Genomic DNA, 24,537 nt, shown 5'->3' with positions numbered 1-24,537 from the left:
AAATTAAATGAAAAATGCGCCCAATATGGCGCATTTTTTTAATACACATCCCTTTCGGAAATATGTAATATGAACATTAACATTCAATTAAATTTTGGTGAGTAGGTATGACCTATAAAGTTCATGTTATTGACGTTAAAAACCAGCTTCAGAACTATATATGGTTAATTGAACATACACCGTCAAATGACGTAATTTGCGTAGATCCTACAGATGCAAAACTGGTCGAAGATTTTTGCATAGAACATCAATTTAACTTAGCGCAAATATGGCTCACGCACTGGCATAAAGATCATATTGGTGGTGTACCCGATCTCATCAAAAACAGAAACATCCCCATATATGGTCCGACTGATGAACTTAAAAAAATTCCATTCATCAACCACCCACTATCACATGAAAATAATTTTCAATTTCACGATCTAAATATTAATGTCATTGGCGTTCCTGGGCACACACTTGGGCATATTGTGTATTTTATTGATGCTTTAGACACACTATTCTGTGGTGACACACTATTTGCAATGGGTTGTGGACGTGTTTTTGAAGGTACATTTGAACAAATGTACCATTCGCTCAATCGACTTGCTGCACTCCCTCCCCGTACAAAAGTATACTGCACTCACGAATACACTCTTTCCAATGCAAAATTTGCCTTACATGTAGAGCCAAATAATCTAGATATTATTCAGCGTGCAAATGAAGTAGAAAACTTACGTCTGCTAAACCAATGCACACTACCAAGCACAATAAGCTTAGAACTAAAAACAAATCCTTTTTTACGTGTAAATAACGTTCAAGAATTTCAAAAACTTCGAGAGTTAAAAAACAATTTTTAATTTAATCAAAGCTTGATATGTATTTACTGACGTATCAAGCAAACCTATTGTCTCACTCAATAATTACAATAAAATTCACATATAAATAAAAGCGCAACGTTCTGCATGAGCTATTGTTGAATATTTACAAAATATTTCAAGCTTACATGTTTTAACATCAGATAAAAACAATTCCAACCATTTAAAAAAATATTTATTTTTTATTTTTCAATAATTTAATAAAAATAAAAACTAAAAAAACCCTACATTATCAATATTTTTCACGAAATATGGAAAATAAAAAATCAACATAATTCATTTTTATTTAATTCTATCCTTTAAAAAGATTTATCCATCCCTATTAATATATTTAGGGATAAACAAGGAGCTTTCTCGTGAAAAAAGTAGTTAAGGCAAAAAATTTAATCGCATTTCGTATTTGGTTGGAAAAGTTAGGATATTCAGTAAAAAATTTAACAGATAATCGTGGTTTTACATTTAGCTTCAAAAAAGAATATGGTTTAGTCACCTGTGAACTTGCAGGTAACGCCCTTGCTGTTCAGCTTGGCGAAGAGTTTGAAGATCATTTAAAGGCTTAATTTTTTTTCAAATTAAAACTGAATCTTCACACGAAAAAGTGAAAATGGATTTTCATGTGCCCATTTTTTAATGGGCATTTTTATGCCTAAGAAATACTACTTATTTATATTTGTTAAATTTCAAGCAATAAAAAAGCAAGGACAATGCCTTGCTTTAATTATGATGGTGGGGACGGAGAGACTCGAACTCTCACACCTTGCGGCGCTGGAACCTAAATCCAGTGCGTCTACCAATTTCGCCACGTCCCCATCATAGGGTACTAACATAATGTTAGATTTTAAGTTGGCAGAGGATCAAGGACTCGAACCTTGACGAACGGTTTTGGAGACCGTCATGCTACCATTACACCAATCCTCTATTGCCTAATTACCAAGATCACTCAGTAATTATTGGTGGGGACGGAGAGACTCGAACTCTCACACCTTGCGGCGCTGGAACCTAAATCCAGTGCGTCTACCAATTTCGCCACGTCCCCAATGGCTGTGTATATTATAGAGATCACTTGATGATGACAAGCCCTTTTTATTAAAAAACACATCGTTTGTTTAAATAAAAAACAAAACGCTATTTTTTGATTTTTTCTTATACATTTTCAATAATTAAGTACTTTTTTAATGCTGAAATATCAGTCAATCTATGTTGTTTTTGCTTATTTAGCATGACTTTTAAGATCCTTTTGAAACATAAATATCTATCGGGCAATTCAATTTCTAACTTTTGGCAATGTAAAATAGCCCAGTCATAATAACTTCTTGCTAAAAATCGCTCTTGTTTTAACCATTCATAAAAAATAATACCTAAAGCATAAATATCACTTGCAATGCTTTTTACTTCTGCATGAAATAATTCAGGTGCCATATAACGTGGTGTTGCAGTTAAAGTTGTATTTTTTGCAATATCTTTCATTTTTATGCTTTGCTCAAAATCAATAAGTTTTACTGTTTTTGCATACTCAACAAAATGCTCCTTTTTTAAATCTGCATGCACCCACCCTGCTTCATGCAAATTTTCTAATACCGAAAGTGCCTGAATCATTTTATGTTTAATTTGTTCAGTAGTAAGCGTATACGGACTTTCTGCAAATAAACTTTTCGCATGCGGTAAAATAAGTAGTGGCATCGCTAGCTGAAAATCATCGATTAATTTTGAATGATTCAATACTTGAAAAGGCAATGTAATCTTTTGAGCTTGCTCTTGGGTTAAAGCTAAATAAAAATCTAGCTCAGACTGAAAAGCCGCTTCTAGCGCTCCATTCATTTGTAAAGTATGCGTTTTCAACCAATATTGTTGTTGATCTTCAAGAAAATAAAATACACGGCGCCCTAAAGCCAGACTTTGGGGCTTTGTTGCACATCTCAGTTTTTTAGTACAAAAATCATCAATACTAAATTTGAATAAATTGGGAGCCTGCATGTTGAGTTTTATCTTTCTGATAAATAAGAAGCTCCAAGCAGTGCTGAATAGTTTTACCCACACGTGCATGAACTTCAATTGAAGATATTTTTGGCCATGTTGCGCGCTCGCCTTCACGTTGCAACATTTTAAATAGATGTTCTTTAGGATTTTGTAGCATATAACTATAATGGCGTAAATTAAAATGCCCTACGATATTTACATCGCCATAATAACGCTGATCTATTACTCCATAGCCATGATCAAGTAAGCGCCTAACCGCAGGAACACTTCCTACACGTTCGCGAGCAAAATCCATCATCCCTCTAGAAATAACCTTTCCTTGGCGACGAACAATGCGCTCAGGCCAACTCAGCATATCTTTGCGAAAGCGATCTTCATCGCTTTGCATAAATGGGACAACATGCAGATTTACTTGACTAGCAATAGTGTAATTTAAGTTATATAGGCGTGCCATTTTCTCTTGCGGAAAGTCACTACGCACACTGCCATCGACCCAAGTAGTTGTTGCCATATAAGGCGTATATTTACCATCTTGACGTTTACTGGTTAAACGTACAGGTGGAAATAACACAGGAACAGCACAAGAAGCCAATACAGCACTCCAAACCAACAAATCAGGTGATGTATAGGTATTCATAATACGCGCATCTTGGGAGGCATCATAAGGTGCAACAGCAACATTTATGTGTAAGCCCGATTGTTCATACGCTTCTGCAAAAGTTAAGTCACCTAAATTTGCCTTTAAAAACTGTTTTAAAAACTTAACATCTGCAAGACCACCATTCCCTTTTATAATTTCACGCCAATCTCTAAATTTAAATGCCTCATTAAAAAAGCTATCGCCATTTAAAATATGTTGCATGTCTGATGGTTTTGCAACACCAAGCATAGCCGCCATAATCGCCCCAGCACTTGAACCCGACATAACTTTGGGCATAAGGTCTTGCTCAAGTAATGCCTTGCATACTCCTGTATGAAACAAACCCAAAGTCGCTCCACCAGAAAACATCAATGCAGGCTGACCATAAGCTTTTTGACACGATTGAAAAAACGTAATTTTCTGTTCGTGACTCATCGTTTGGCATTGGTCAGATGCCACAAAAGCCAAACTATTGCTTACCTCGGCAACATAATCTTCAATAATTTGTTTTGTTCCAACCATGGTGGCTGTAAACAGCAAGGGGTGTGCGATATTGGCAATATCGTAAGTTAATCCTTCACGTAATATATGCATTAAATCTGGAATACGATTTTGCGACCGATAACGACGCAATAGAATTAAACGATGTGCAATAGTTTCAGCATCAAAATAAGGGGATGAATTGTCATATTTCCAAGCTTGTGCGCCTGTTTCCTCATCTATTTTAAGTGCTAAATCTTTCCACTCTTCATAAGACTCAGCCGTTTCTATTTGTTTTTTTAATGTTTTAATTCGCTTAGATTGGTGTGGATTCATGCTATTTCCAAAATCTTTAAACAACATTATGTCCCTCTGCTGTTATTTATTATCCATACATTTGAACTATGCAGAACTTCTATCAATAGTTCAATAATTAAAACGTGTTTTACTTGGCAACACTCGAATGTTTGGTATACATTCATTTAAGCAACATTTTGCCTTTTCTATATGGACATATAAGCTGAAAAATCATGGCACTAATCGATTTACCCGAAAATATTCTTAAGTTAATGACCACTGTACTTCAACAAGTGCAACAAATTTTACCCGAACTTCGCAACAACACCGATTTTTCTACTTCTGCATATAAATGGCAAAACAAACAACTCAAACCCATTCAACAAGCAAAAAAAATACACTTAGAAGATTTAAAAGGCATTGAACGCCAAAAAGAAAAGGTCATTCAAAACACTTTACAGTTTTTAAAAGGCTTACCTGCCAATGACGTTCTTTTAACAGGCTCTCGTGGTACAGGGAAATCATCAATTGTACGTGCCCTACTCACAGAATATGAATCTCATGGCTTAAGACTTATTGAAATTGAACGTGATGATTTATCTGATTTACCACTCATTCAAGACATGATTAAAGATCGACCTGAAAAATTTATTGTCTATTGTGATGATCTTGCTTTTAATGCAGAAGATGAAAATTATCGTAGTTTAAAAAGTGTATTAGATGGCTCATTACAATCAGGCTCAGGTAATTTTATTATTTATGCGACCAGTAACCGTCGTCATTTATTACCTGAATTTATGCATGAAAACACACCTATCATGCGAGCAGATGTGCCTCAACACAAAGAATTGCATCCTCAAGAAGCGATTGAAGAAAAAATTTCGTTATCTGATCGTTTTGGTTTGTGGCTTTCTTTTTACCCTATGGATCAGAACTTATACCTAGAAATTGTTGAAAGTTATCTGAATAAAGCCAACATAGAAATGAATAATGACGTACATGCTGAAGCTTTAAGATGGTGTCAATCTCGAGGTCAACGTTCAGGACGAGCAGCTTACCAATTTTCAAAACACTGGATTGGTTCACAACAACTAAAAAATAGCTAAGTTTTAAAATTCACTTAGCGATATAGAGCTTTATATGTCTTACAAAGACACATCGCTAAGTGATATTAATTATCATTTATCAAGAAAAATCATATCATTTCCCCTTTTCATAGATTTAAATAATAAATATCAATAAAAGGAATTGTTTGTTTGATGTGTTTTTGCCTAAAATACGTCATTAGTTATTAGACCAAATTTTTTAGGTAGCCGTCGCCATGACATTTGTTGTCACAGAAAATTGTATTAAATGTAAGTATCAAGACTGCGTTGAAGTTTGTCCTGTTGATTGTTTCTACGAAGGTCCAAACTTCCTTGTAATCAATCCAGATGAATGTATTGACTGTGCACTATGTGAACCTGAGTGCCCTGCAAATGCAATTTTCTCTGAAGATGAATTGCCTGCGGGTCAAGAAGTCTTTATTGAGCTCAATGCAGAGCTGTCTCAAACATGGCCAAATATCACTCAAATCGGCGACCAACCAGCTGACCGTGAAGAGTGGAATGGTAAAGAAGATAAATTACAATATCTTGAAAAATAAGATTAAAAAAAAGATCAGCACATGCTGATCTTTTTTTATCCACAAAATACACATTTCATTTCAATATTTTATAAATAATTCTCAATTTTTAGATTATTATATTTCTGATTTTAATAAACTTCTGATTTAAATAATGAAGCATTTTTTGAAAGCATTGCTTTCGTTTAGTTGTATCCCACTTATCATGATTGGATGTTCATCTAATCCCAATCAAGGTTCCACATCTCAGCCGGGTAAAAGAATTTTCATCCCTCAAGAAAATGTAACCTTTGATCGAAAAGTTCCTCCTAAAGTTATTCCTTATACCTATAACTCTTGGACAGCTGTAAGCGACAACTTAAAACAAATCCGAGATTATGAAATATTCTTAGAAAAAAATGATGTCGGTAATATTATTCCTAGCTATGAATTATTACGTACAGCTCGTGATTGGCAAAAATGTGGTCGTTCTGAATATATGGTTCCAAATCGTGAATTATGGGCAAATCAAGTCCCTACTTTACGAATCTTTAAATACCTTATTGCCTCAAAGGTACTTACAGACTTTACTGTGACATCTGTATACCGAGACTTAGCTTTAAATCAATGTGCTGGTGGTGCAAGCTCATCACGCCATCTATTCAATTCTGCAATTGATTTCCGTATTGGTCCTGCTGTTCCACAACCTGAAGATTATGCTTATATTGAATATACTAAATTCAGACTTTGCCAATTCTGGTCACAGTACGGCAGCAGCTTAAATATGGGGTTAGGCTTATATTCATCAGGTCAAATTCATATTGACTCTCAAGGTTTCCGTACCTGGGGACCCAATTTATCTCGTAGCTCCTCAATGTGTAATTATTAAATTAAAATCTTAAAAAGAGGTCTATAGACCTCTTTTTTTATCGCTACAATTTATTTTTAACTTTTAAAATTGCAGTCTGAGCATAAAGGTATAAAATGCACGCAACGCAACAAAGGTAAATGAACTATGCAACAAATGTGGACAGAAATTGATAGCTATATCGAGTCACATTTAATTCCTGAAGATCCTATTTTGACTCAGACTTTAAAGAACACTGATGATAAAGGTTTTCCAGATCATTTAGCTGTTGCGGCAAACCAAGGCATGCTATTGCAAATGTTAATTCAAATGAACAATTGCAAACGTGTACTTGAGCTTGGAACTTTTGCTGCCTATAGCACAATGTGGCTGGCACGTGCGCTTCCTGAAGATGGCTACATCTTAACAATGGAGGGTCGTGATACACATGCTGCTTTAGGTCAAGAAAACATCGATAATGCTAAGCTAAAACCCACTGTTGACTTGAAGTGTGGTCGTGCTGCTGATATTTTACGTGCGCTTCCTGAAGATACAGAACCATTCGATTTCATATTTATTGATGCAGATAAACAAAGCTACCCTGAATATTTAGAATTAAGCTTAAATCTTTCACATTCAGGCACTATTATCTTTTTAGATAACGTGATTCGTGCAGGTGAAATCCTAAATCCTGAAAATAAAAAACCAAGTATTGAAGGTATTCGAGATATGTTTAAAGCGATGCAAAATCATCCTAAAATTTTATCTTGTACGGCGCTTCAAACAGTGGGTAGTAAAGGACATGACGGCTTTGCTCTTGCTATTGTTAAATAATCTTTTAACACAGAACAAAAAACAACCTTAGTTTTTTATTTTTTATTTTTTATATAGTTACATACACTGTCCATATAGTTATCCACAATAAATGAGGATAACTATGGACAGAATTAACTCAGTTTAGATTAACTACTCTAAACAGTTTATACGACATTATTTTACAACCATTAACGGTACTGTTGAATTTCTAAAAATGGCTGTTGTAATACTTCCCAAAAAGAATTGCTTAATTTTACTGTGGCTAAAAGCACCCAACAAAATAAGTTGGATACCATGTTCCTTTTGATATCCTAGAATATTCTCAGAAACATCACCATATCGATATTCCGTAACCACATCTAATCCAGCTTGTTTCAAAAACTGCTCAGGGTCTTTGAGCACTTCAGGATGATCGCCTACATATAATAAGTGGCATTGTAAAATTCTGAGTAAATCGCTTTTCGCAATTCGATGCATCATCTTCACACAAGTCGGCGAGTATTCATAAGCAAAAATAAATCGTGTTGGTGGCTTAAAGGTTTCGCCTACAGTCATTACGGTACAATTTGCACCTCGAATAAAGTTTTCAACATTGCTGCCTATTGGCTTTTTACGCTCAGCAGAACGTTCACCTAAACGCCCAATCAGCGCGATATCATCTTCTTGAAGAACATTAAAACTTTGCTCTAAAAAATCACCTTTTTCTTGTATTCGTATAGGAACAATACCGTGTTTTTCTTGAATTAATTCTGAAATATGATTAAGCAAATTATTACTATAATCGAGTGCTAATTCACTTTGCTTTTGTTCAAGTTCAGCAAGCTCCTTTAAAAGCATTGCATTACTTTCAAAACCAATCACACCGCTAATTTCCCCCAAATGATAACTTGCTGGGTAATAATCGAGAACTTGTAAAAGCACCAACTCTCGGTTGGTTTTCTTAGCAATCCAAGCGGCAGCCTCTGCTAACGCATTAATACAAGGGGATGAATCAATACAAGCCACTACACGTTTCATAAAGCCCTCCTCATGTCCCACATTTTTAATTCATTGTTGTTATTTTTAAATTAGCACATCTTTCTTATAATTTTCATCAAAATATGTAAGCTAAAACGTATTCTCTATTTTCTATAACGTATAAACCTTGCAGGATTCCCAGCGACAATTTCATTTTCAGCAATATCTTTCGTGACCATACTGTTCATACCTACCACTGCATGATTTGCAATTTTCACACCATCTTTGATCCCAACATGTGCACCCAACCACACATCTTTACCAACTTCGATGCCTTGTGAACGTACAGCTTGTTGGTAAATTGGTGCATCAAGCTCCATACCATGATCAAAAGCATATAAATGGCAATAAGCAGCAATACGAACTTGATCATGTAACTTAATCCCCACTCGCCCACCATCTAAAATACAGTGATGATTAATTGCAACTTCACTACCTATTTCTAAAGGTCCATGCAAAGTACAGTCGGCAGCAATAAAGGTATTATCACCTATAATAATTTTACGACCAGGTTCTGCAAAAATATGGGCTAATGGCGAAATAAAACAGTTTTCACCTATTTCAACCGTTTCCATAGACATCAAATATTCTTGATATTCTTTCTGCCATGCCTCTGCCCATACACGATTTTTGGGCTTAAGCGTCCAATACAGCCACGGCATATAATTCAAACGATGTTTGTGTTGTTCACGATATTTTAATAATGGATCGATATCAGTCATCAGATGGCCCCTCAATAATTTTGAGTTGTTCACGCCCTCGTGTTAAATCTTGAATTTTATTTGCTAAAGGTTCTATTTGATGAACTTGTACAAGTGCATTTACAGCCACACCTTCGGCTGTATAGTCTTCTTGGTATTCAATATCACCTTGTTTTAATTCATATTGCAAAATTGACCATTCATTGAATAAACATTCAAAATAAATTTTTTGCTTTTTAATCAGTTCTATTTTTTCAGCAAGTAATAAACATTGTCCAGCACTACCACCATAAGCACGGACTAATCCACCTGTGCCTAGCTTTACACCACCATACCAACGATTCACCAATACTAGTACATTAGTAAGTTCATTTCCTTCTATAGTTGCAAGTATAGGACGCCCTGCTGTTCCCGAAGGCTCACCATCATCATTGAATCGTACATCATGACCAATTTTCCACGCCCAACATTGGTGTGTTGTGGTGTGATCTTTATTGGCTTCTAGAAAATCCTTTACAGCTTGTTCATTTTCAACAGGCACAGCTATTGCCTGAAAACGACTTTTCTTAATATCTTCTTCAAATTCTACGGGTTCGGCTATAGTAAAAGGCATAAATGAAAAAACATAAGCAATTGGCTTATTATAGCGTGATTTCACGTTTAAATTTAGCAATAAAAAAACCTCTTCGAAAAGAGGTTTATCGCTGTATTATTAAGACTCGCATAAATTATATGCTATCGAATAACTCAGCACTTCGATTAAACTTTAAAGTCATCACCTAAATAAACTTGGCGTACAGTCTCATTAGATAACACCTCTTCAGGTGAACCTTCTGCAATAACAGAACCTTCACTCACAATATAAGCTCGCTCACAAATTGCAAGTGTTTCACGTACGTTATGATCTGTAATTAATACACCAATTCCACGGTTTTTAAGCGTACTGATAATATCTTTAATATCACCTACTGAAATTGGATCTACCCCAGCAAAAGGTTCATCTAACAGCATAAATTTAGGATCTGCAGCCAAAGCACGTGCAATCTCCGCACGACGTCTTTCACCACCAGATACACTCATACCTAAAGAGTCTTTAATGTGGGTGATTTTAAAATCTGCCAATAATTCAGCTAAACGCTCTTTACGCTGTTCTTTATTTAAATCTTTGCGTGTTTCAAGAATTGCCATAATATTTTCAGAAATAGAAAGTTTTCTAAAAATAGAAGCTTCTTGTGGTAAGTAACCAATACCCTTTTGAGCACGCTCATGCATTGCTAAATCAGATAAATCTAAATCGTCTAAATGAATTTCACCCTTGTCCATACGCACAAGACCAACAACCATATAAAAACTCGTTGTTTTTCCAGCACCATTTGGACCAAGTAATCCTACAATTTCGCCACTTTTCATTGTAAAAGATACATCTTTCACAACCCAACGCTTACTATAGTTTTTAGCTAAATGCTTAATGCATAAAGTTTGTTGTTTTTGCATTTGATCCATTAATCACGCGCTCCAGGGAAAGTTTTAGAGCCCGTTGGTGGAATCACAATTTGTACACGACCATTGGCTGAACCCGAAGCATTTGGTGTACCAATTGCTTCAATATCGCCCTTATTCATGCTGTATCGTAATGTTGCACCACGAATACTTGAACCATCTTGTTCTAAAAGTGCATTACCCGTTAATGTAATAATTCCTGTTTGAGCGTTATACACAATTTTTTGTGCTTGTCCTTTTGCCAAACCTTTTGCCGAATCAAGCTTTTGTTGGAATCGAGCTGGTCCACCATTTGCAGTAATCAAACTAATTTGTCTACTAGCATCTAAATTAGCCACAATTGAATTCGCTTGGAGCTTCATTGTTCCCTGTTCAATAATGACATTGCCTGAATACGTCGTAACACCCGTTTTTTCATTAAACGTTGCTCGGTCTGCAATCAAAGATAGTGGTTGTTGACGGTCTGAAGGTATTGCATAAACCGCACTTGAAAATGCAACAGCTAAGCCAGCAGCTAATAAAGATTTTTTAGCTAAAAATTTTAATGTATTACTTTTAGAATTATCGTTCATAAGTGCCTCGAATATTAAAGAATTCGTACTGTCCGTTGTTAAAGTTTGCTTTCATACCATGACTAATAAAATTAGCCTGCGGAGATTCAACGGTAATTTGCTTATCTGTTTGCAACTCTTGTGTTTTCGGAAAACCCGTTAGTTCGGTCGTCTTAAACACCATTTTGTCACCACTTTCCAATAATCGTGTTGCAACAACTTCATCAGACATAATCACTTTGGCATTATCATCATACGAATGTGCTACTTTTGCATAAAAAGTGCCATCAGGTCTTGCATTCTTAAATGTATACGCATGCAAATTATCTAGATGCGAAGTATGCTTTTGCATATCTTGCTCTAAACGATCGGCTTGCGCTTTTAAAGATACCAGGCCTTGTTCATCAGTTTGTGTCAAATTAATCACTTCAGCAGAATAGATCATACTTTTAGAAGAATCGCCATCTAATTTTTTACCTTTTCCGCCCAAATAATAATAGCCACTACTTATAGCTACAATAATTAAAGCTGCGACGTATAATTTTTTTGTATCCATAAGTATGATTTCAACTCAAGCTTTTGAATGTATATAACATTATTGTGGAGCAGATGCGTATTTTTCGAGTAACTGTGTGTATACGCCCTTAGACATTAAAATCATATCGCAAATTTCACGCACAGCACCACGACCACCCATTGCCTGAGTGACTAAATCTGCACGACGACGAACTTCTACATGTCCATTTGGCACAGTCACTTTCATTCCTGCAATTGCAAATGCAGACAAATCTGGCCAATCATCACCCATGTATAAACAATCTTCAGGTAATAAATTAAATTGTGCACATGCTTCTTTGAGTGCAACACCTTTATCTTCACGACCTTGAAACACTAAATCTACACCTAATGCAGACATGCGTGTTTCTACAATATTGCTTTTACGTCCTGTGATAATAATTACTTTAACACCTGCTTGTTGCACAAGCTTCATGCCTAAGCCATCACGAATATCAAAAGATTTAATTTCATCGCCCGTATTCGTGAGCGTTACAAAGCCATCACTTAAAATACCATCAACATCTAGAACCAAAGCCTGAACATGACGTGCTTGTTCTAATAAAACATATGATGCCATTATTTATTTTACCCCAGCTTGAATTAAATCATGCATACCAATTACACCAATCACTTTGTTATCTATGTCTACCACAACAAATTGATTAATTTTATTTTCATTCATTTTATCTAAAGCAACGACTGCACGTGAGTTCTGCCCAATGGTCATTGGATTTTTTGTCATAACTTCAGACACTTTCAAATTCACATCAAAGCCTTGCTGTTGATCAATCAGTCTACGCAAATCACCATCGGTAAAAATACCAAGCAAAGCATCATTTTCATCAACAATTGTCGTTAAACCAAGACGCTTACTAGAAATCTCATACAAGACTTTATTCATTGGTGTATCTGGTGATACTTTTGGTAATTCATCGCCTGTATGCATCAAGTTTTTAACATCTAAAAGTAGACGTTTACCTAAAGCTCCCGCAGGATGTGAGCGCGCAAAGTCATCTGCTGTAAAACCACGAGCTTCCAATAAAGCAACTGCTAAAGCATCACCCAAAGCCAATGTTGCTGTTGTGCTTGATGTTGGTGCTAAACCAAGTGGACACGCTTCTTGAATATTGCCTAATGTAAGTGCAACATCTGCATTTTGTGGCATTGGACCTTTATTGTCACCACTAATGGTAATTAAAGGAATACCCAGATGCTTAACCAAAGGCACTAGCATCATAATTTCATCGCTCTTACCAGAGTTAGAAATTGCAATCAGAACATCACCACGAACCAGCATGCCTAAATCGCCATGCCCTGCTTCACCTGGATGCATAAAAAAGGATGGCGTTCCTGTTGAGGCAAAAGTTGCTGCCATTTTACGACCAATATGACCAGATTTACCCATACCCGTCACAACTAAACGTCCTTTGCACTGCAAAATAATTTCACATGCTTGTGCAAAACGCGCATCTATTTGAGAAGCAAGAACTTGTAAGGCATGCTCTTCTATTTTTAATGTTTCTAAAGCAACATTTTGAAAATTAATTTGATTTGGCATGTTTTCTGAATTCAACTTTTAAGACCTTGCTCTACAAGAGCCATTCATCTGCATTTATGCTTAATTTTCGCAATTTTAACATATCTATTCAATGGCAACGTTTCTAAATGTATAAGAAAACTTAATTTTACAAATTCAATTTACTTTTATTTCGCCATAAAAAAAGCCTTTATCTTTCGATAAAGGCTTTTTCGTATTCTGGAGCGGGAAAGGAGACTCGAACTCCCGACCCCAACCTTGGCAAGGTTATGCTCTACCAACTGAGCTATTCCCGCAATGAGGTGCATTATAGAGAGTTTTATGCTGATGTCAACTCTCTATAATTTTGTTTGCTTAATTAATCGGCACGACGCCAAATTGTGCCCTGACGTGTATCTTCTAAAACTACACCTTGATCGAGTAATGATTGACGAATTTCATCTGCTCGAGCAAATTCTTTTGCTTTTTTTGCATCTACACGTTGTTGAATTAAATCTTCAATTTGCTCAGGTGATAAACCTAAAGCTTCTTGACCAATATCAGATTTCAAGAAGTCATCTACATTGTGCTGAACCAAACCAAGAATATTGGTCAAGTGACGTAAAGTTGCATAGTAAACAGCAGCCTGATTTGCCTGCTCTTCTTTCACTGCACTATTTAATGCTTTATTAATTTCAAACAAAACAGCAATTGCTTCTGATGTATTGAAATCATCACGCATTGCAGCATTAAAGCGTTCAACTAAAATTTCATCATAAGCAGCAACAACCTCTGTACCATAAGTTTGTTGATATGCTTTAAATGAATGATAGAAACGTGACAATGTATTTTTCGCTTCTTTTAATACAGCATCTGAGAAGTTTACAGGGCTACGATAATGCGAAGATACAATGAAATAACGAATCACTTCAGGATGAAATTTATCCATCACATCACGAATGGTAAAGAAGTTGCCTAAAGACTTAGACATTTTTTCGCCATCAACATTAATGAAACCCACATGCATCCAATAGTTTACATATTGTTCATCTGTTGCTGCTTCTGATTGTGCAATTTCATTTTCATGATGTGGAAAAGTTAAATCTGAACCGCCACCATGAATATCAAAATGATTACCTAAGCAACACGTCGACATTGCTGAACATTCGATATGCCAACCCGGACGACCATTACCCCAAGGTGAAGCCCAAGACGGTTCATTTTCTTTTGCATGTTTCCAAAGTACAAAATCAAACGGATGTTTTTTCTCAACTTCTACATCTACACGCTCAGATGCACCTGCTTGCATATCTTCAAGTTTACGACCTGATAAACGACCATATTTTGAAAATTTTTCAACTTCAAAATACACATCACCATTTGCAGATGGATAAGCTGTGCCTTTATTAACAAGCGTACCAATCATATTTTGCATTTGATCGATATAATCTGTCGCACGTGGTGCTTCATCTGGTTCAGTACAGCCTAAAGCAGCAGCATCATCATTCATTGCTTTAATAAAACGATCTGTTAAAGCCGTAATGCTTTCGCCATTTTCATTGGCACGCTTAATGATTTTATCGTCAATATCTGTGATATTTCGAACGTATTTTACGTTCCAACCTTGGCTACGTAAGAAGCGAATAATATAGTCAAATGCAACCATTACACGAGCATGACCAATATGACAGTAATCGTAAACTGTCATACCGCACACATACATGTCGATATGTCCTTCTTTACGTGGAACAAATTCAACTTTTTTACGTTGCTCTGAATTGTATAGAACAAATGGTTGCATAGGTTTTCATAAGTGCTTTTATAAATGATGGCTCATCTTAACCTAAGCACTATTTTTCATAAAGTTCTCAATAATATTTTTATGTTTTTATATATAAAAAATCCCCAACCAAGGTCAGGGATTTGTATTTTTACTTTTTCAATCTAATTTTAAAGCAAATGCTTTATTTTTTCTGTACCAAAACAGAACCCACAGAATAACCTGCGCCAAATGAACAAAGCACACCATATTCACCTGTGTTTACTTCATTCGCTGTACGGTGTAATGCAATAATTACCCCAGCAGATGATGTATTTGCGAACTCATCAAGAATAATTGGTACAAGTGCAGGATCTGCTTCAGCAACTTGCTTACCTACAACCAATTTCAAAATTAATTCATTCATGCTTGCATTGGCTTGATGCAACCAGAAGCGTTTAACATTTGTCGCTTCAATTTCATTTTTCACTAATTGCGCCGAAATCATTTTTGCAACAAGCGGACAAACTTCTTTAAATACTTTACGACCATCTTGACTGAAACGCTTGTCATCAGCATTCGTAATTTCACTTGGATTTAAGAAACCAAAATTATTGCGAATGTTATTTGAGAATTGCGTAAACAAGCTAAAATCTAATATTTCAAAACCAGATTTACTTTCTGTTTCTTCAATAATAGAAGCCGTTGCGACATCGCCAAAAATAAAATGACAATCACGTGAACGGAAATCTGTATGACCTGATGTAATCTCAACATTCACAAGTAATACACGACGTGCACCTGCCTTAATTGCATCATAAGCTTGTTTAAGACCAAAAGTTGCAGCCGAACATGCAACGTTCATATCATAAGCATAACCTTGAATGCCAAGTGCTGTTTGAATTTCAATTGCTACTGCAGGATATGCACGCTGTAAATTAGAACACGATAAAATAACAACATCGATATCTTCAGCAGTTACGCCTGCATTTTCCATCGCCTGTTTTGCAGCAGTTACGCCCCATTCAGCCTGAATTGATAACTCATCATTTGAGCGTTCACGTAAATTCGGACGTAAACGATTAATATCTAAGATACCTGTTTTTTCTGCAACATAGCGACGTTTTACGCCAGAAGCTTTTTCAATAAACTCAGCGCTAGAGCCACGACGCGCTTCTAGCTCACCTGCTGCAATTTTTTCAGCGTTATCTTCGTTATAACGTTCCACATAAGCATTTAAACTATCGACCAATTCTTCATTGGTGATAATGTCTTCTGGATGATAAAGGCCAGTACCTGTAATGCGGATGCCCATGTAAAACTCCTTTTGGAAATTACCTATATATTAACTGATTCCAAGCTTATCCCATACTTTTTGTATGCGTGTTGGAGAAATTGGCATTTTTGTCTTCATTGGTTGAGCAAATAATGAGATTCTTAACTCTTCAACCATAAAGTAAACTTCTTTCAAACGTGTATCATTTTTATATTTAAAAAGTTTTTCCATCCAAGGATCAACTTCTACAATGGCTGCGTTATCTCGTGTTAAGTTATTTGGCAAACGCTCTAAGCGCTGTACCAAAGCCTTCAAATAGCGTGGAAATTCTTGCCAAACATCTGGTGATTTTTCATAAACAAAATTAGACAACATCATTAAATCGAGCTGATCTTCAACATCATCAATATTTTTACCAAAAATTGAATCATCTAAAACCAATAATTTTCGACGAATATCCTGCCACTGAATATAAATATCACTCATCAAACCTAAAGCTGTTTGACCATGCGTTAAGAAATTCTTTTTCACATCTAAAATCAGTTTCTGGAATTCTTCAGCATTTACAGGAAGTGATTGAATCGACATTTGTAATGTTGCATATACCAGCATTTGCTCAAGTTTCGCTTTATCGCCCAAAGGTGAATAAGCTAGTGCAAGAGGCTTTGAAATTTGCTTTTTAAGCTGTCGCGTTAAATCACCTAATTGCATATAAATAAGGCGAATAATTCCTTCCCGATGTTGCTTAATTGCCTCGAACTGATCATTAAAAGTTTGAATCACCACGCCCGATTCATCTTTCTGTTCAAGACTAGCAAAATCTTTACTTGGCACTAAAGCTTGATATTGTTTTACCACCACACCTGTTACTTTTTGCGATGCTTCAAATACAAAGCTTTCAGGGAAAGCTTTAAACTCACCTTTTAACTGTTTTACAGGACTATGTGTTTCCGTTCGGCAACGTGCTTTTAATTCTGATAAATCACGCCCTTGTTCAATGACACGACCTTTATCATCAATCACTTTAATAAAAGGTAATAAATAATCTTCTACACGTTCAAATGAAAAATCTTTTTCTGTAATTTGGTCGCCACGTAATTGAAATGCCAAGAAATTAAAAATATGCTGAGTTAGATGCATAGCATCCACACGCGACATAAGCTTACGTGCTGTATCTGGAATTGGAACCAAGTTACGTCGTTTATCTTTAGGCAAAGCTTTTAATAATGCTTCTATCAACTCTAAACGCCAACCTGGAATCCCCCAAGACCAAATCCCTTCATCTACTTGCGGAAGTGCTTGCACAGGAATTTTAACTGTCGCACCATCTTGATCGTGACTTGGGTCAAAACGATACGTTGCCGCCAAACGTAATTCACCATTACGTAAATAATCAGGGAATTGTTGTGTTGTTGGACGATCATTCATCCAAAGTGCATCATCTTCGACAAATAAATGACGTGGATTTTGCGGTTCGACCGTTGCTCGCCAATCTTCAAAACTACGTCGGCTTGCTACTTCAGCAGGAACTTTTGCTGCGTAAAATTGATAAATCGTTTCTTCATCCACCACCAAATCACGACGACGCAACTTGTCTTCAACACGCTCTACTTCTTCCAGTTTAAGTAAGTTGTGCTTTAAAAATGGCGGTGTAATACCTAAATTCCCTGTGGTTAAAGCATCACGTAAGAAAATTTCATGTGCAGCAGGTTGATCTACTTTTTCATAATTAATTGCTCGCTTAGGTTCAATAATTAAACCAAACAATGAAATTTGATCATACGCGTTCACTACACCTGATTTTTTAGACCAATGCGGTTCAAAATAATGATGTTTGAGCAAATCACCCGCAGCAAGTAAAATCCATTCAGGTTCAATTTTTGCAAGCGTACGAATATAAACTTGAGATGTTTCAACCATCTCAAAAGCCATTACCCAAGGCGTATTGGTTTTATGTAATGCCGATGCAGGGAAAATTCGTGCTTTTTGCTGACGCACCGCCATAAAGACGTTTCGCTCATCTGTTTTATTCGCAATAAAAGACAATAAGCCTGTTAACAGCGCGCGATGTAAGTTTTCATAATTGGCTTTCTTTTCATTAAATGAAAGATTTAAACCTTTGGCTAAATCGACCAATTGTTCATGCGTTTTTTTCCATTCACGCAAACGTAACCAACTCAGAAAATGATTTCGTGCAAATGTACGACGTTTATTTTCGCTCATCTCACGATTAGCAACTAAGGTTTCCCAAAGTTTAATGTAGAACAAAAAGTCTGAATCTTCTTCACGAAATAATGCGTGTTTCTGATCGGCTTGCATTTGTTTATCGGCAGGACGTTCACGCGGATCTTGTACCGCCAAAGCGGCAACAATAATTAAAACTTCGTTTAAAACACCAAAATGTGCCCCACCCAAAATCATTCGTGCAAGACGTGGGTCAATTGGCATTTTCGCCATTTGCTGACCAATTTTGGTTAGAGAATCTCCCCCAACCCCTCTTTCTAAAAGAGGGGCTTTACTCTTCTCTTTCATCGCTCCAAGCTCAATTAAAAGCTTGCGACCATCATTTACTAAACGATGATCTGGTGGTTCAATAAAATCAAAATCATCGAATGTGCCCAAACCCAAACTTTGCATTTGCAAAATTACAGAGGCTAAGTTGGTTCGTTTAATTTCTGGTTCTGTAAACTCAGGACGACCTTGAAAATCATCTTCCGAATACAAACGAATACAAACACCTGGTGCAATACGACCACAACGACCTTTACGCTGATTTGCAGATGCTTGCGATACCGCTTCAATAGGTAAACGCTGTACACGAGAACGATAGTTATAACGTGAAATACGCGCAAAACCGCTATCAATCACATAACGAATATTCGGTACAGTTAATGCTGTTTCAGCCACGTTTGTAGCGATAATAATACGTCTTCCACCACCCGATGGATTAAAGATTTTTTGCTGTTCTGCTAACGCTAAACGTGCATATAAAGGCAAAACTTCGGTATGTCTAGGACCAAATTTTTGTAATGTTTCTTGAAGCTCACGAATTTCTTGTTCTGTACTTGCAAAAATTAAAATATCTGCATGTTCTGGATGCCCTTTTTCTTGAGCATCTTGAAAACACTCTTCTACTGCTGCAACAACAGCACGAGGCAAATTTTCTTCAAAATCATCAAACTCATCATCATCGCTACCTACAATGCTCATTTCTGAAATTGGACGATAACGTAATTCAACAGGAAAACTACGTCCTTCAACCTCAAAAATTGGTGCACCATTAAAGTAATTCGAGAAGCGATTTACATCTAATGTTGCTGACGTAATAATGACTTTTAGATCTTTACGACGTGGTAAGAGCTGTTTTAAATAACCCATGATAAAGTCGATATTGAGTGAACGCTCATGTGCTTCATCAATAATAATCGTATCGTATTTTGTTAAAAAACGATCATTGGCAAGTTCAGCAAGCAAAATACCATCTGTCATTAAACGGACAATAGAATCTTGAGAACCTTGTTCATTAAAACGAACTTTAAAAGAAATAGATTCCCCAAGTTTTTCACCTACCTCTTCGGCAATACGCTGAGAAACGCTACGAGCTGCCAAACGACGTGGTTGTGTATGTCCAATTAAACCCGTTAAACCACGTCCTGCAAGCATCGCAATTTGTGGTAATTGCGTTGTTTTACCCGAACCTGTTTCACCTGCAACAATAATCACTTGATGCTTTTGAATTGCTTCAATCAATTTGTCAGCAGATTGAGTTACAGGCAAATCTTGGTTTAGTCTTATATTTGGAATACGTTCAATACGTTCACGAACTTTTAAATTAGATTTTTCAAATAATTCTTGATGTTGTGTTTCGTTAGCATCTTTACCTTTTTTCAGTCGATTTAAACGGTGACGGTCACGTGCCATCACAAGTTGATCTACATTTAAATGACTTGCCACAGATGCTTAACCTTCAAAATAATTGGATTTCGTATTCTAAGCGCTCTATGGATAGAGATAAAGCTAAACAACACTTTGACTGCAATTTCTAAATATTTTTATTTTGAAATATGTTCATTACCTAAACCTAATTAATCAAAATATCAAATTAGACTCTATTTTTGATGAATTAATCATCGAATATGTGATATTTAAAGTTTATTTCCTTTTAGCCCTTGAATTTTAACTCTTGAGGCATCATGTTTATTAAAGAATGACTTTTAAAGTAGGCTGTCATTTTTATTTAATTTTTTAAATGTATAAATGTACAAAACCGCTTAATTACATGAAATAGTTAACAAATAAGTTACTAGTTCGGTTTTTCCGATTTCTGTAATGTAAAAATACTATTTCAGCAACATAGAAGAATTCGTTAATCTATCGGAAATTAAATACAAACCTCAATCATGGAGACAATGATGAGCTTAATTAATACTGAAGTTAAACCATTTAAAACAACTGCATTCCAAAACGGTCAGTTCATCGAAGTAACTGAAGCTGACCTTAAAGGCAAATGGTCAGTAGTATTCTTCTACCCAGCAGACTTCACTTTTGTTTGCCCAACTGAACTTGGCGACCTTGCTGACAACTACGAAGAATTCAAAAAATTAGGCGTTGAAATCTACTCAGTTTCTACTGACACTCATTTCACTCATAAAGCTTGGCACGATTCTTCAGAAGAAATCAAAAAAATCCAATACGTAATGGTTGGTGATGCTAACTGGACTCTTGCTAAAAACTTTGACGTATTAATCGAAGCTGATGGCCTTGCTGACCGTGGTACTTTCGTTATCGATCCTGAAGGCAAAATCCAAATCGTTGAAATCAACGCTGGTGGTATTGGCCGTGATGCTTCTGAACTTCTTCGTAAAGTTAAAGCAGCTCAATACGTACATGCTCACCCAGGTGAAGTTTGCCCTGCTAAATGGAAAGAAGGCGACGCAACTCTTGCCCCTTCAATCGACTTAGTTGGTAAAATCTAATTTAAATTAGATTGAACTGATTCAAAAAAACCACGCTTTTAGCGTGGTTTTTTATTACATTTTTCAGCCTTTTATCATAAAAATAATAAATATAAATCTTACATTTATATATTGATTGATTTCACATTTATGATATACATAAATGACCCAGTTGATAAAAAAGTAAACCATCTCCGCATAATATAAATACGAAAATAATGAGGTTGCTTATGGAAAAAACTATTGTGGTTACCTTTTTCAAATACAATGCAACATCCAGATATTTAAAAATTTTTTACAATGATGGATCTGCAGATTTATTTCACCCAGTGCCTGAGTTTATTTATAATAATTTAGTTCGATCTAGTGATAAAACATCTTTTATTCACAAATATTTAGAATATGATCTCAATTTTAAACGTGTTTCCATGCAATAAATAATAAAGCCATCTTAAAGATGGCTTTTCTTTTATCTATTTTAAGCCACTCGTGTCACTATAAATAGTCCTGCACCAACAGCTAGGGTTGTACTCATAAATAAAGAATTTTGTTTTACATGTGCTATAAAACTTTCAACTTCCTTTGCATGAGAAATAACATTATCAACCACCATCAACCCGCCATTGGCTTTTAATAACCTTTGCAAATCGAACCAATAATCACAATAAGCATCGCGTTCAGCATCAACTAAAATAAAATCGAACTCATCTTTACACTCATGCAAATAAGCTTTTGCATCTGTTACTTTAAAATCAATAAAGTCTTCCAATTTCAAATTTTCTGCATTTTTCTTAGCAATTGCCGTTCTATCTTTATCTATTTCTAATGTTGTTACAGTACCATCTATATCTTTTACTGCATTTGCCAACCATAAAGTTGAATAACCCGTAGATGTACCTATTTCTAGAATATTTTTGGCTTGTTTACTACGTATCAAAATATTCAGTAATTCAGCAGATTCAGGCTCTATATTTCGATAACGTGCTAGACGATTCGACTGTGAGGCATCATACCGCTTAAACTCTTGATATATTTTTGCTACTTCCTGAATAAATACATTGTGCTCCATGAAACATCCTTGTTGATAAAATTAATTTTTAAAATATATCGCCAACTTCAAGCAAAAATAAAAACTCTTTTATTCAGTTTCCTGGATTAACTTAAAGCGTTCCATTTCACGATCATCAGCTGTTGTAATTGTTTCAGTAAACATCACTAATGGTCGAACCCACATTGAATAATCACCATAGAGGCATTGATACACTACTAATTTCTCACCTGTTTCACTATGAGTAGCAACATGAAAGACCTGATACAAATTGCCCTTGTAGTGCTGATAAATTCCTCTTTTTAAGCTCATGATAACCTCACATTTCAAGTTTTCAATATCATAACTTGATTCAATTTTTATGATATATATTTTGATTTATTTCCGTAAATATTCATTGAAATTTCACATTTTGTCCCAATATCTATTGGTATAGACAGTTATATATATCTGATTAAGTTTAGTATTTTTACAAATTATCTAAAAAACCGATCACATATATAAAAACAAACTGTTTCCTCTATTTTATTGTTTGTTCTATGATTCTTTCATCAAATAAATATTTACTCCTTTGGAGACGTTAGCAATGTTAGACCAAAATACTTCAGCTCAATTAAAGACACTTCTTGAACGCCTTGAAAGCCCAATTGAAATTGTTGCAACTTTAAATGGTTCTGATAAATCAGACAAAATTAAAGAACTTGTGACTGAAATTGCTGCACTTTCTAATTTAGTCACTGCTCGTTTTGACGGTACTAATTCTCGTGCGCCAAGTTTTGGTATTGCTAAAGTAGGTGAGCAACCTCGCGTAAACTTTGCTGGTTTACCAATGGGACATGAGTTCACTTCTTTGATTCTTGCATTGTTACAAGTATCAGGTTACGCACCTAAAGTTTCTGATGAAGTTCTTGCTCAAATTAGAGGTTTAAACCTAACTGCTGACTTCGATGTATTTGTATCTTTAAGCTGCCATAACTGTCCTGACGTTGTTCAAGCGCTTAACTTAATTGCAATTAACAATCCAGGTACAACTGCAACCATGATTGATGGTGCATTCTTCCAAGACGAAGTTGAAGAACGCAAAATTATGGCAGTTCCAATGCTATTCCAAAATGGTGAGCACATTGGTCAAGGTCGTATGACTTTGGAAGAAATTATTGCGAAGTTAGATACAAATTCTGCTGCAAAAGATGCTGAGAAATTAAATGCAAAAGAAGCATTTGATGTATTGGTGATTGGTGGCGGTCCTGCAGGTAACACTTCTGCAATTTATGCTGCACGTAAAGGTATTCGTACAGGTATCGTCGCTGAACGCATGGGCGGTCAGGTGATGGATACTATGGATATTGAAAACTTTACATCAGTACAAAAAACTCAAGGTCCTAAATTTGCTGCTGAAATGGAAGCACACGTTCGTGAATATGGTGTAGACATCATGAACTTACAACGTGTATCTGACATTAAAGGTGCAGATCAAACAGCAAATGGCTTAGTTGAAGTCACTTTAGAGAATGGTGCAAAACTAGAATCTAAAACAGTGATTCTTTCAACAGGTGCACGTTGGAGAGAAATGAATGTTCCTGGTGAGCAAGAATACCGTACACGTGGTGTTGCTTACTGTCCGCACTGTGATGGTCCATTATTCAAAGGCAAACGTGTTGCTGTGATTGGTGGTGGTAACTCAGGTGTAGAAGCAGCGATTGACCTTGCGGGTATTGTTGAACACGTAACATTGGTTGAGTTTGATACTAAATTACGTGCTGACCAAGTGCTTCAAGATAAATTGAACAGCTTGCCAAACACAACAGTCATCAAAAATGCGTTATCTACAGAAGTGGTTGGTGATGGTTCACAAGTAACTGCACTTAAATACAAAGACCGTGCAACTGATGAAATTAAAACGGTTGAGCTTGCTGGTATCTTTGTACAAATTGGTTTGTTACCAAACACAGACTTCTTAAAAGAAACTGCTGTTGAGCTTTCAAACCGTGGTGAGATTATAATTAACGACCGTAACGAAACCAATGTAAAAGGTGTATTTGCCGCAGGTGACTGTACAACTGTTCCTTACAAGCAAATTATCATTGCGACAGGTGAAGGTGCTAAAGCTTCTCTATCTGCTTTTGATTATATTATTCG

General features: G+C 35.9%; 24 protein-coding genes and 4 tRNA genes. 9 read left to right on the top strand and 19 right to left on the bottom strand.

Annotated elements, in window-relative coordinates:
• Positions 1-107: 107 nt before the first annotated feature.
• Both gloB and AC5YDH_RS09065 read left to right on the top strand, forming a co-directional pair.
• On the top strand, positions 108-839 hold the full coding sequence (gene gloB, locus AC5YDH_RS09070; RefSeq protein WP_496118714.1) for a hydroxyacylglutathione hydrolase: 732 nt from the start codon (positions 108-110) through the stop codon (positions 837-839).
• Between the two features lie 374 nt (positions 840-1,213).
• Entirely contained in the window at positions 1,214-1,417 is a 204-nt protein-coding gene (locus AC5YDH_RS09065) for a hypothetical protein (RefSeq protein ID WP_171501329.1), read from the top strand.
• Between the two features lie 164 nt (positions 1,418-1,581).
• Here the strand turns inward: AC5YDH_RS09065 and AC5YDH_RS09060 are convergent.
• The 5 genes from AC5YDH_RS09060 to AC5YDH_RS09040 form a co-directional block, all read right to left on the bottom strand.
• A tRNA-Leu gene (locus tag AC5YDH_RS09060) sits at positions 1,582-1,666 on the bottom strand.
• A 35-nt stretch (positions 1,667-1,701) separates the two neighbouring features.
• A tRNA-Trp gene (locus AC5YDH_RS09055) sits at positions 1,702-1,775 on the bottom strand.
• Positions 1,776-1,808: 33 nt separating this feature from the next.
• Positions 1,809-1,893, bottom strand: a tRNA-Leu gene (locus AC5YDH_RS09050).
• 107 nt (positions 1,894-2,000) lie between these two features.
• On the bottom strand, positions 2,001-2,831 hold the full coding sequence (locus AC5YDH_RS09045; protein ID WP_496118712.1) for a protein kinase domain-containing protein: 831 nt from the start codon (positions 2,829-2,831) through the stop codon (positions 2,001-2,003).
• A complete protein-coding gene (locus tag AC5YDH_RS09040) occupies positions 2,803-4,317 on the bottom strand; it encodes a DUF3336 domain-containing protein (protein WP_496118710.1) in 1,515 nt (504 codons plus the stop codon). Before AC5YDH_RS09040 ends, AC5YDH_RS09045 begins: the two co-directional genes overlap by 29 nt.
• Before the next feature lie 167 nt (positions 4,318-4,484).
• Here AC5YDH_RS09040 and AC5YDH_RS09035 point away from each other — a divergent pair, with 167 nt between their 5' ends.
• The 4 genes from AC5YDH_RS09035 to AC5YDH_RS09020 all read left to right on the top strand — a co-directional run bounded on the left by AC5YDH_RS09035 (position 4,485) and on the right by AC5YDH_RS09020 (position 7,535).
• Entirely contained in the window at positions 4,485-5,357 is an 873-nt protein-coding gene (locus AC5YDH_RS09035) for an ATP-binding protein (RefSeq protein WP_496118708.1), read from the top strand.
• Between the two features lie 215 nt (positions 5,358-5,572).
• Entirely contained in the window at positions 5,573-5,896 is a 324-nt protein-coding gene (fdxA, locus tag AC5YDH_RS09030) for a ferredoxin FdxA (protein ID WP_152873250.1), read from the top strand.
• Between the two features lie 133 nt (positions 5,897-6,029).
• A complete protein-coding gene (locus AC5YDH_RS09025; protein WP_496118705.1) occupies positions 6,030-6,743 on the top strand; it encodes a D-Ala-D-Ala carboxypeptidase family metallohydrolase in 714 nt (237 codons plus the stop codon).
• Between the two features lie 126 nt (positions 6,744-6,869).
• Positions 6,870-7,535 carry an O-methyltransferase gene (locus AC5YDH_RS09020; protein ID WP_496118703.1) on the top strand — a complete coding sequence of 222 codons (666 nt, stop codon included), beginning with the start codon at positions 6,870-6,872 and terminating at the stop codon, positions 7,533-7,535.
• A 156-nt stretch (positions 7,536-7,691) separates the two neighbouring features.
• Here the strand turns inward: AC5YDH_RS09020 and AC5YDH_RS09015 are convergent, their stop codons facing one another.
• From AC5YDH_RS09015 to hrpA, 12 genes are all read right to left on the bottom strand, one after another.
• Positions 7,692-8,534, bottom strand: coding sequence for a universal stress protein (locus AC5YDH_RS09015; protein ID WP_496118701.1), 843 nt, complete (start codon positions 8,532-8,534; stop codon positions 7,692-7,694).
• Between the two features lie 104 nt (positions 8,535-8,638).
• The gene (locus AC5YDH_RS09010) at positions 8,639-9,256 is read right to left on the bottom strand and encodes a DapH/DapD/GlmU-related protein (protein WP_496118699.1); all 618 of its coding nucleotides are present in this window, start codon (positions 9,254-9,256) and stop codon (positions 8,639-8,641) included.
• Entirely contained in the window at positions 9,249-9,848 is a 600-nt protein-coding gene (locus AC5YDH_RS09005; protein ID WP_496118780.1) for an IMPACT family protein, read from the bottom strand. Before AC5YDH_RS09005 ends, AC5YDH_RS09010 begins: the two co-directional genes overlap by 8 nt.
• 146 nt (positions 9,849-9,994) lie before the next feature.
• Positions 9,995-10,738 (bottom strand): LPS export ABC transporter ATP-binding protein, encoded by a 744-nt coding sequence (gene lptB / locus AC5YDH_RS09000; protein WP_496118697.1) that lies wholly within the window; start codon positions 10,736-10,738, stop codon positions 9,995-9,997.
• Positions 10,738-11,307 carry a lipopolysaccharide transport periplasmic protein LptA gene (gene lptA / locus AC5YDH_RS08995; RefSeq protein ID WP_496118695.1) on the bottom strand — a complete coding sequence of 190 codons (570 nt, stop codon included), beginning with the start codon at positions 11,305-11,307 and terminating at the stop codon, positions 10,738-10,740. The genes lptB and lptA overlap by 1 nt, the downstream gene beginning before the upstream one ends.
• On the bottom strand, positions 11,297-11,842 hold the full coding sequence (gene lptC, locus AC5YDH_RS08990; RefSeq protein WP_496118693.1) for an LPS export ABC transporter periplasmic protein LptC: 546 nt from the start codon (positions 11,840-11,842) through the stop codon (positions 11,297-11,299). The genes lptA and lptC overlap by 11 nt, the downstream gene beginning before the upstream one ends.
• A 39-nt stretch (positions 11,843-11,881) precedes the next feature.
• The gene (locus tag AC5YDH_RS08985; RefSeq protein ID WP_496118691.1) at positions 11,882-12,421 is read right to left on the bottom strand and encodes a KdsC family phosphatase; all 540 of its coding nucleotides are present in this window, start codon (positions 12,419-12,421) and stop codon (positions 11,882-11,884) included.
• Between the two features lie 3 nt (positions 12,422-12,424).
• A complete protein-coding gene (locus AC5YDH_RS08980; RefSeq protein ID WP_496118689.1) occupies positions 12,425-13,402 on the bottom strand; it encodes a KpsF/GutQ family sugar-phosphate isomerase in 978 nt (325 codons plus the stop codon).
• A gap of 199 nt (positions 13,403-13,601) precedes the next feature.
• Positions 13,602-13,677, bottom strand: a tRNA-Gly gene (locus tag AC5YDH_RS08975).
• A 62-nt stretch (positions 13,678-13,739) separates the two neighbouring features.
• Positions 13,740-15,161 (bottom strand): cysteine--tRNA ligase, encoded by a 1,422-nt coding sequence (gene cysS, locus AC5YDH_RS08970; RefSeq protein ID WP_496118688.1) that lies wholly within the window; start codon positions 15,159-15,161, stop codon positions 13,740-13,742.
• A gap of 163 nt (positions 15,162-15,324) precedes the next feature.
• The gene (locus AC5YDH_RS08965; RefSeq protein WP_496118686.1) at positions 15,325-16,434 is read right to left on the bottom strand and encodes a beta-ketoacyl-ACP synthase III; all 1,110 of its coding nucleotides are present in this window, start codon (positions 16,432-16,434) and stop codon (positions 15,325-15,327) included.
• 30 nt (positions 16,435-16,464) lie between these two features.
• Complete coding sequence (hrpA, locus tag AC5YDH_RS08960; protein ID WP_496118778.1) at positions 16,465-20,316, bottom strand: ATP-dependent RNA helicase HrpA; 3,852 nt, start codon at positions 20,314-20,316, stop codon at positions 16,465-16,467.
• Positions 20,317-20,807: 491 nt separating this feature from the next.
• Here hrpA and ahpC point away from each other — a divergent pair, with 491 nt between their 5' ends.
• Both ahpC and AC5YDH_RS08950 read left to right on the top strand, forming a co-directional pair.
• A complete protein-coding gene (gene ahpC / locus AC5YDH_RS08955) occupies positions 20,808-21,371 on the top strand; it encodes an alkyl hydroperoxide reductase subunit C (RefSeq protein WP_067767636.1) in 564 nt (187 codons plus the stop codon).
• Between the two features lie 209 nt (positions 21,372-21,580).
• Complete coding sequence (locus tag AC5YDH_RS08950; protein ID WP_496118684.1) at positions 21,581-21,787, top strand: KTSC domain-containing protein; 207 nt, start codon at positions 21,581-21,583, stop codon at positions 21,785-21,787.
• A 41-nt stretch (positions 21,788-21,828) separates the two neighbouring features.
• Here the strand turns inward: AC5YDH_RS08950 and AC5YDH_RS08945 are convergent, their stop codons facing one another.
• Both AC5YDH_RS08945 and AC5YDH_RS08940 read right to left on the bottom strand, forming a co-directional pair.
• Positions 21,829-22,419 (bottom strand): O-methyltransferase, encoded by a 591-nt coding sequence (locus AC5YDH_RS08945; protein ID WP_496118683.1) that lies wholly within the window; start codon positions 22,417-22,419, stop codon positions 21,829-21,831.
• 69 nt (positions 22,420-22,488) lie between these two features.
• Entirely contained in the window at positions 22,489-22,710 is a 222-nt protein-coding gene (locus AC5YDH_RS08940; RefSeq protein ID WP_496118681.1) for a DUF1653 domain-containing protein, read from the bottom strand.
• 274 nt (positions 22,711-22,984) lie between these two features.
• On the opposite strand from AC5YDH_RS08940, the gene ahpF reads away from it, so the two are divergent.
• On the top strand, positions 22,985-24,537 hold a 1,553-nt coding region (gene ahpF / locus AC5YDH_RS08935; RefSeq protein WP_496118679.1), incomplete at its 3' end, for an alkyl hydroperoxide reductase subunit F.

Source organism: Acinetobacter sp. FY683, assembly GCF_059515885.1.
Note: the sequence above shows the minus strand (reverse complement) of the source record. Positions and strands in the feature narration are given on the sequence as shown.

What these genes read in the sequence shown, in the direction of transcription:
- gloB (WP_496118714.1), top strand. Translation starts at nt 108, where the DNA reads ATGACCTATAAAGTTCATGTTATTGACGTTAAAAACCAGCTTCAGAAC.
- AC5YDH_RS09045 (WP_496118712.1), bottom strand. Translation starts at nt 2,831, where the DNA reads ATGCAGGCTCCCAATTTATTCAAATTTAGTATTGATGATTTTTGTACT.
- AC5YDH_RS09040 (WP_496118710.1), bottom strand. Translation starts at nt 4,317, where the DNA reads ATGTTGTTTAAAGATTTTGGAAATAGCATGAATCCACACCAATCTAAG.
- AC5YDH_RS09035 (WP_496118708.1), top strand. Translation starts at nt 4,485, where the DNA reads ATGGCACTAATCGATTTACCCGAAAATATTCTTAAGTTAATGACCACT.
- fdxA (WP_152873250.1), top strand. Translation starts at nt 5,573, where the DNA reads ATGACATTTGTTGTCACAGAAAATTGTATTAAATGTAAGTATCAAGAC.
- AC5YDH_RS09025 (WP_496118705.1), top strand. Translation starts at nt 6,030, where the DNA reads ATGAAGCATTTTTTGAAAGCATTGCTTTCGTTTAGTTGTATCCCACTT.
- AC5YDH_RS09020 (WP_496118703.1), top strand. Translation starts at nt 6,870, where the DNA reads ATGCAACAAATGTGGACAGAAATTGATAGCTATATCGAGTCACATTTA.
- AC5YDH_RS09015 (WP_496118701.1), bottom strand. Translation starts at nt 8,534, where the DNA reads ATGAAACGTGTAGTGGCTTGTATTGATTCATCCCCTTGTATTAATGCG.
- AC5YDH_RS09010 (WP_496118699.1), bottom strand. Translation starts at nt 9,256, where the DNA reads ATGACTGATATCGATCCATTATTAAAATATCGTGAACAACACAAACAT.
- AC5YDH_RS09005 (WP_496118780.1), bottom strand. Translation starts at nt 9,848, where the DNA reads ATGCCTTTTACTATAGCCGAACCCGTAGAATTTGAAGAAGATATTAAG.
- lptB (WP_496118697.1), bottom strand. Translation starts at nt 10,738, where the DNA reads ATGGATCAAATGCAAAAACAACAAACTTTATGCATTAAGCATTTAGCT.
- lptA (WP_496118695.1), bottom strand. Translation starts at nt 11,307, where the DNA reads ATGAACGATAATTCTAAAAGTAATACATTAAAATTTTTAGCTAAAAAA.
- lptC (WP_496118693.1), bottom strand. Translation starts at nt 11,842, where the DNA reads ATGGATACAAAAAAATTATACGTCGCAGCTTTAATTATTGTAGCTATA.
- AC5YDH_RS08985 (WP_496118691.1), bottom strand. Translation starts at nt 12,421, where the DNA reads ATGGCATCATATGTTTTATTAGAACAAGCACGTCATGTTCAGGCTTTG.
- AC5YDH_RS08980 (WP_496118689.1), bottom strand. Translation starts at nt 13,402, where the DNA reads ATGCCAAATCAAATTAATTTTCAAAATGTTGCTTTAGAAACATTAAAA.
- cysS (WP_496118688.1), bottom strand. Translation starts at nt 15,161, where the DNA reads ATGCAACCATTTGTTCTATACAATTCAGAGCAACGTAAAAAAGTTGAA.
- AC5YDH_RS08965 (WP_496118686.1), bottom strand. Translation starts at nt 16,434, where the DNA reads ATGGGCATCCGCATTACAGGTACTGGCCTTTATCATCCAGAAGACATT.
- hrpA (WP_496118778.1), bottom strand. Translation starts at nt 20,316, where the DNA reads ATGGCACGTGACCGTCACCGTTTAAATCGACTGAAAAAAGGTAAAGAT.
- ahpC (WP_067767636.1), top strand. Translation starts at nt 20,808, where the DNA reads ATGAGCTTAATTAATACTGAAGTTAAACCATTTAAAACAACTGCATTC.
- AC5YDH_RS08950 (WP_496118684.1), top strand. Translation starts at nt 21,581, where the DNA reads ATGGAAAAAACTATTGTGGTTACCTTTTTCAAATACAATGCAACATCC.
- AC5YDH_RS08945 (WP_496118683.1), bottom strand. Translation starts at nt 22,419, where the DNA reads ATGGAGCACAATGTATTTATTCAGGAAGTAGCAAAAATATATCAAGAG.
- AC5YDH_RS08940 (WP_496118681.1), bottom strand. Translation starts at nt 22,710, where the DNA reads ATGAGCTTAAAAAGAGGAATTTATCAGCACTACAAGGGCAATTTGTAT.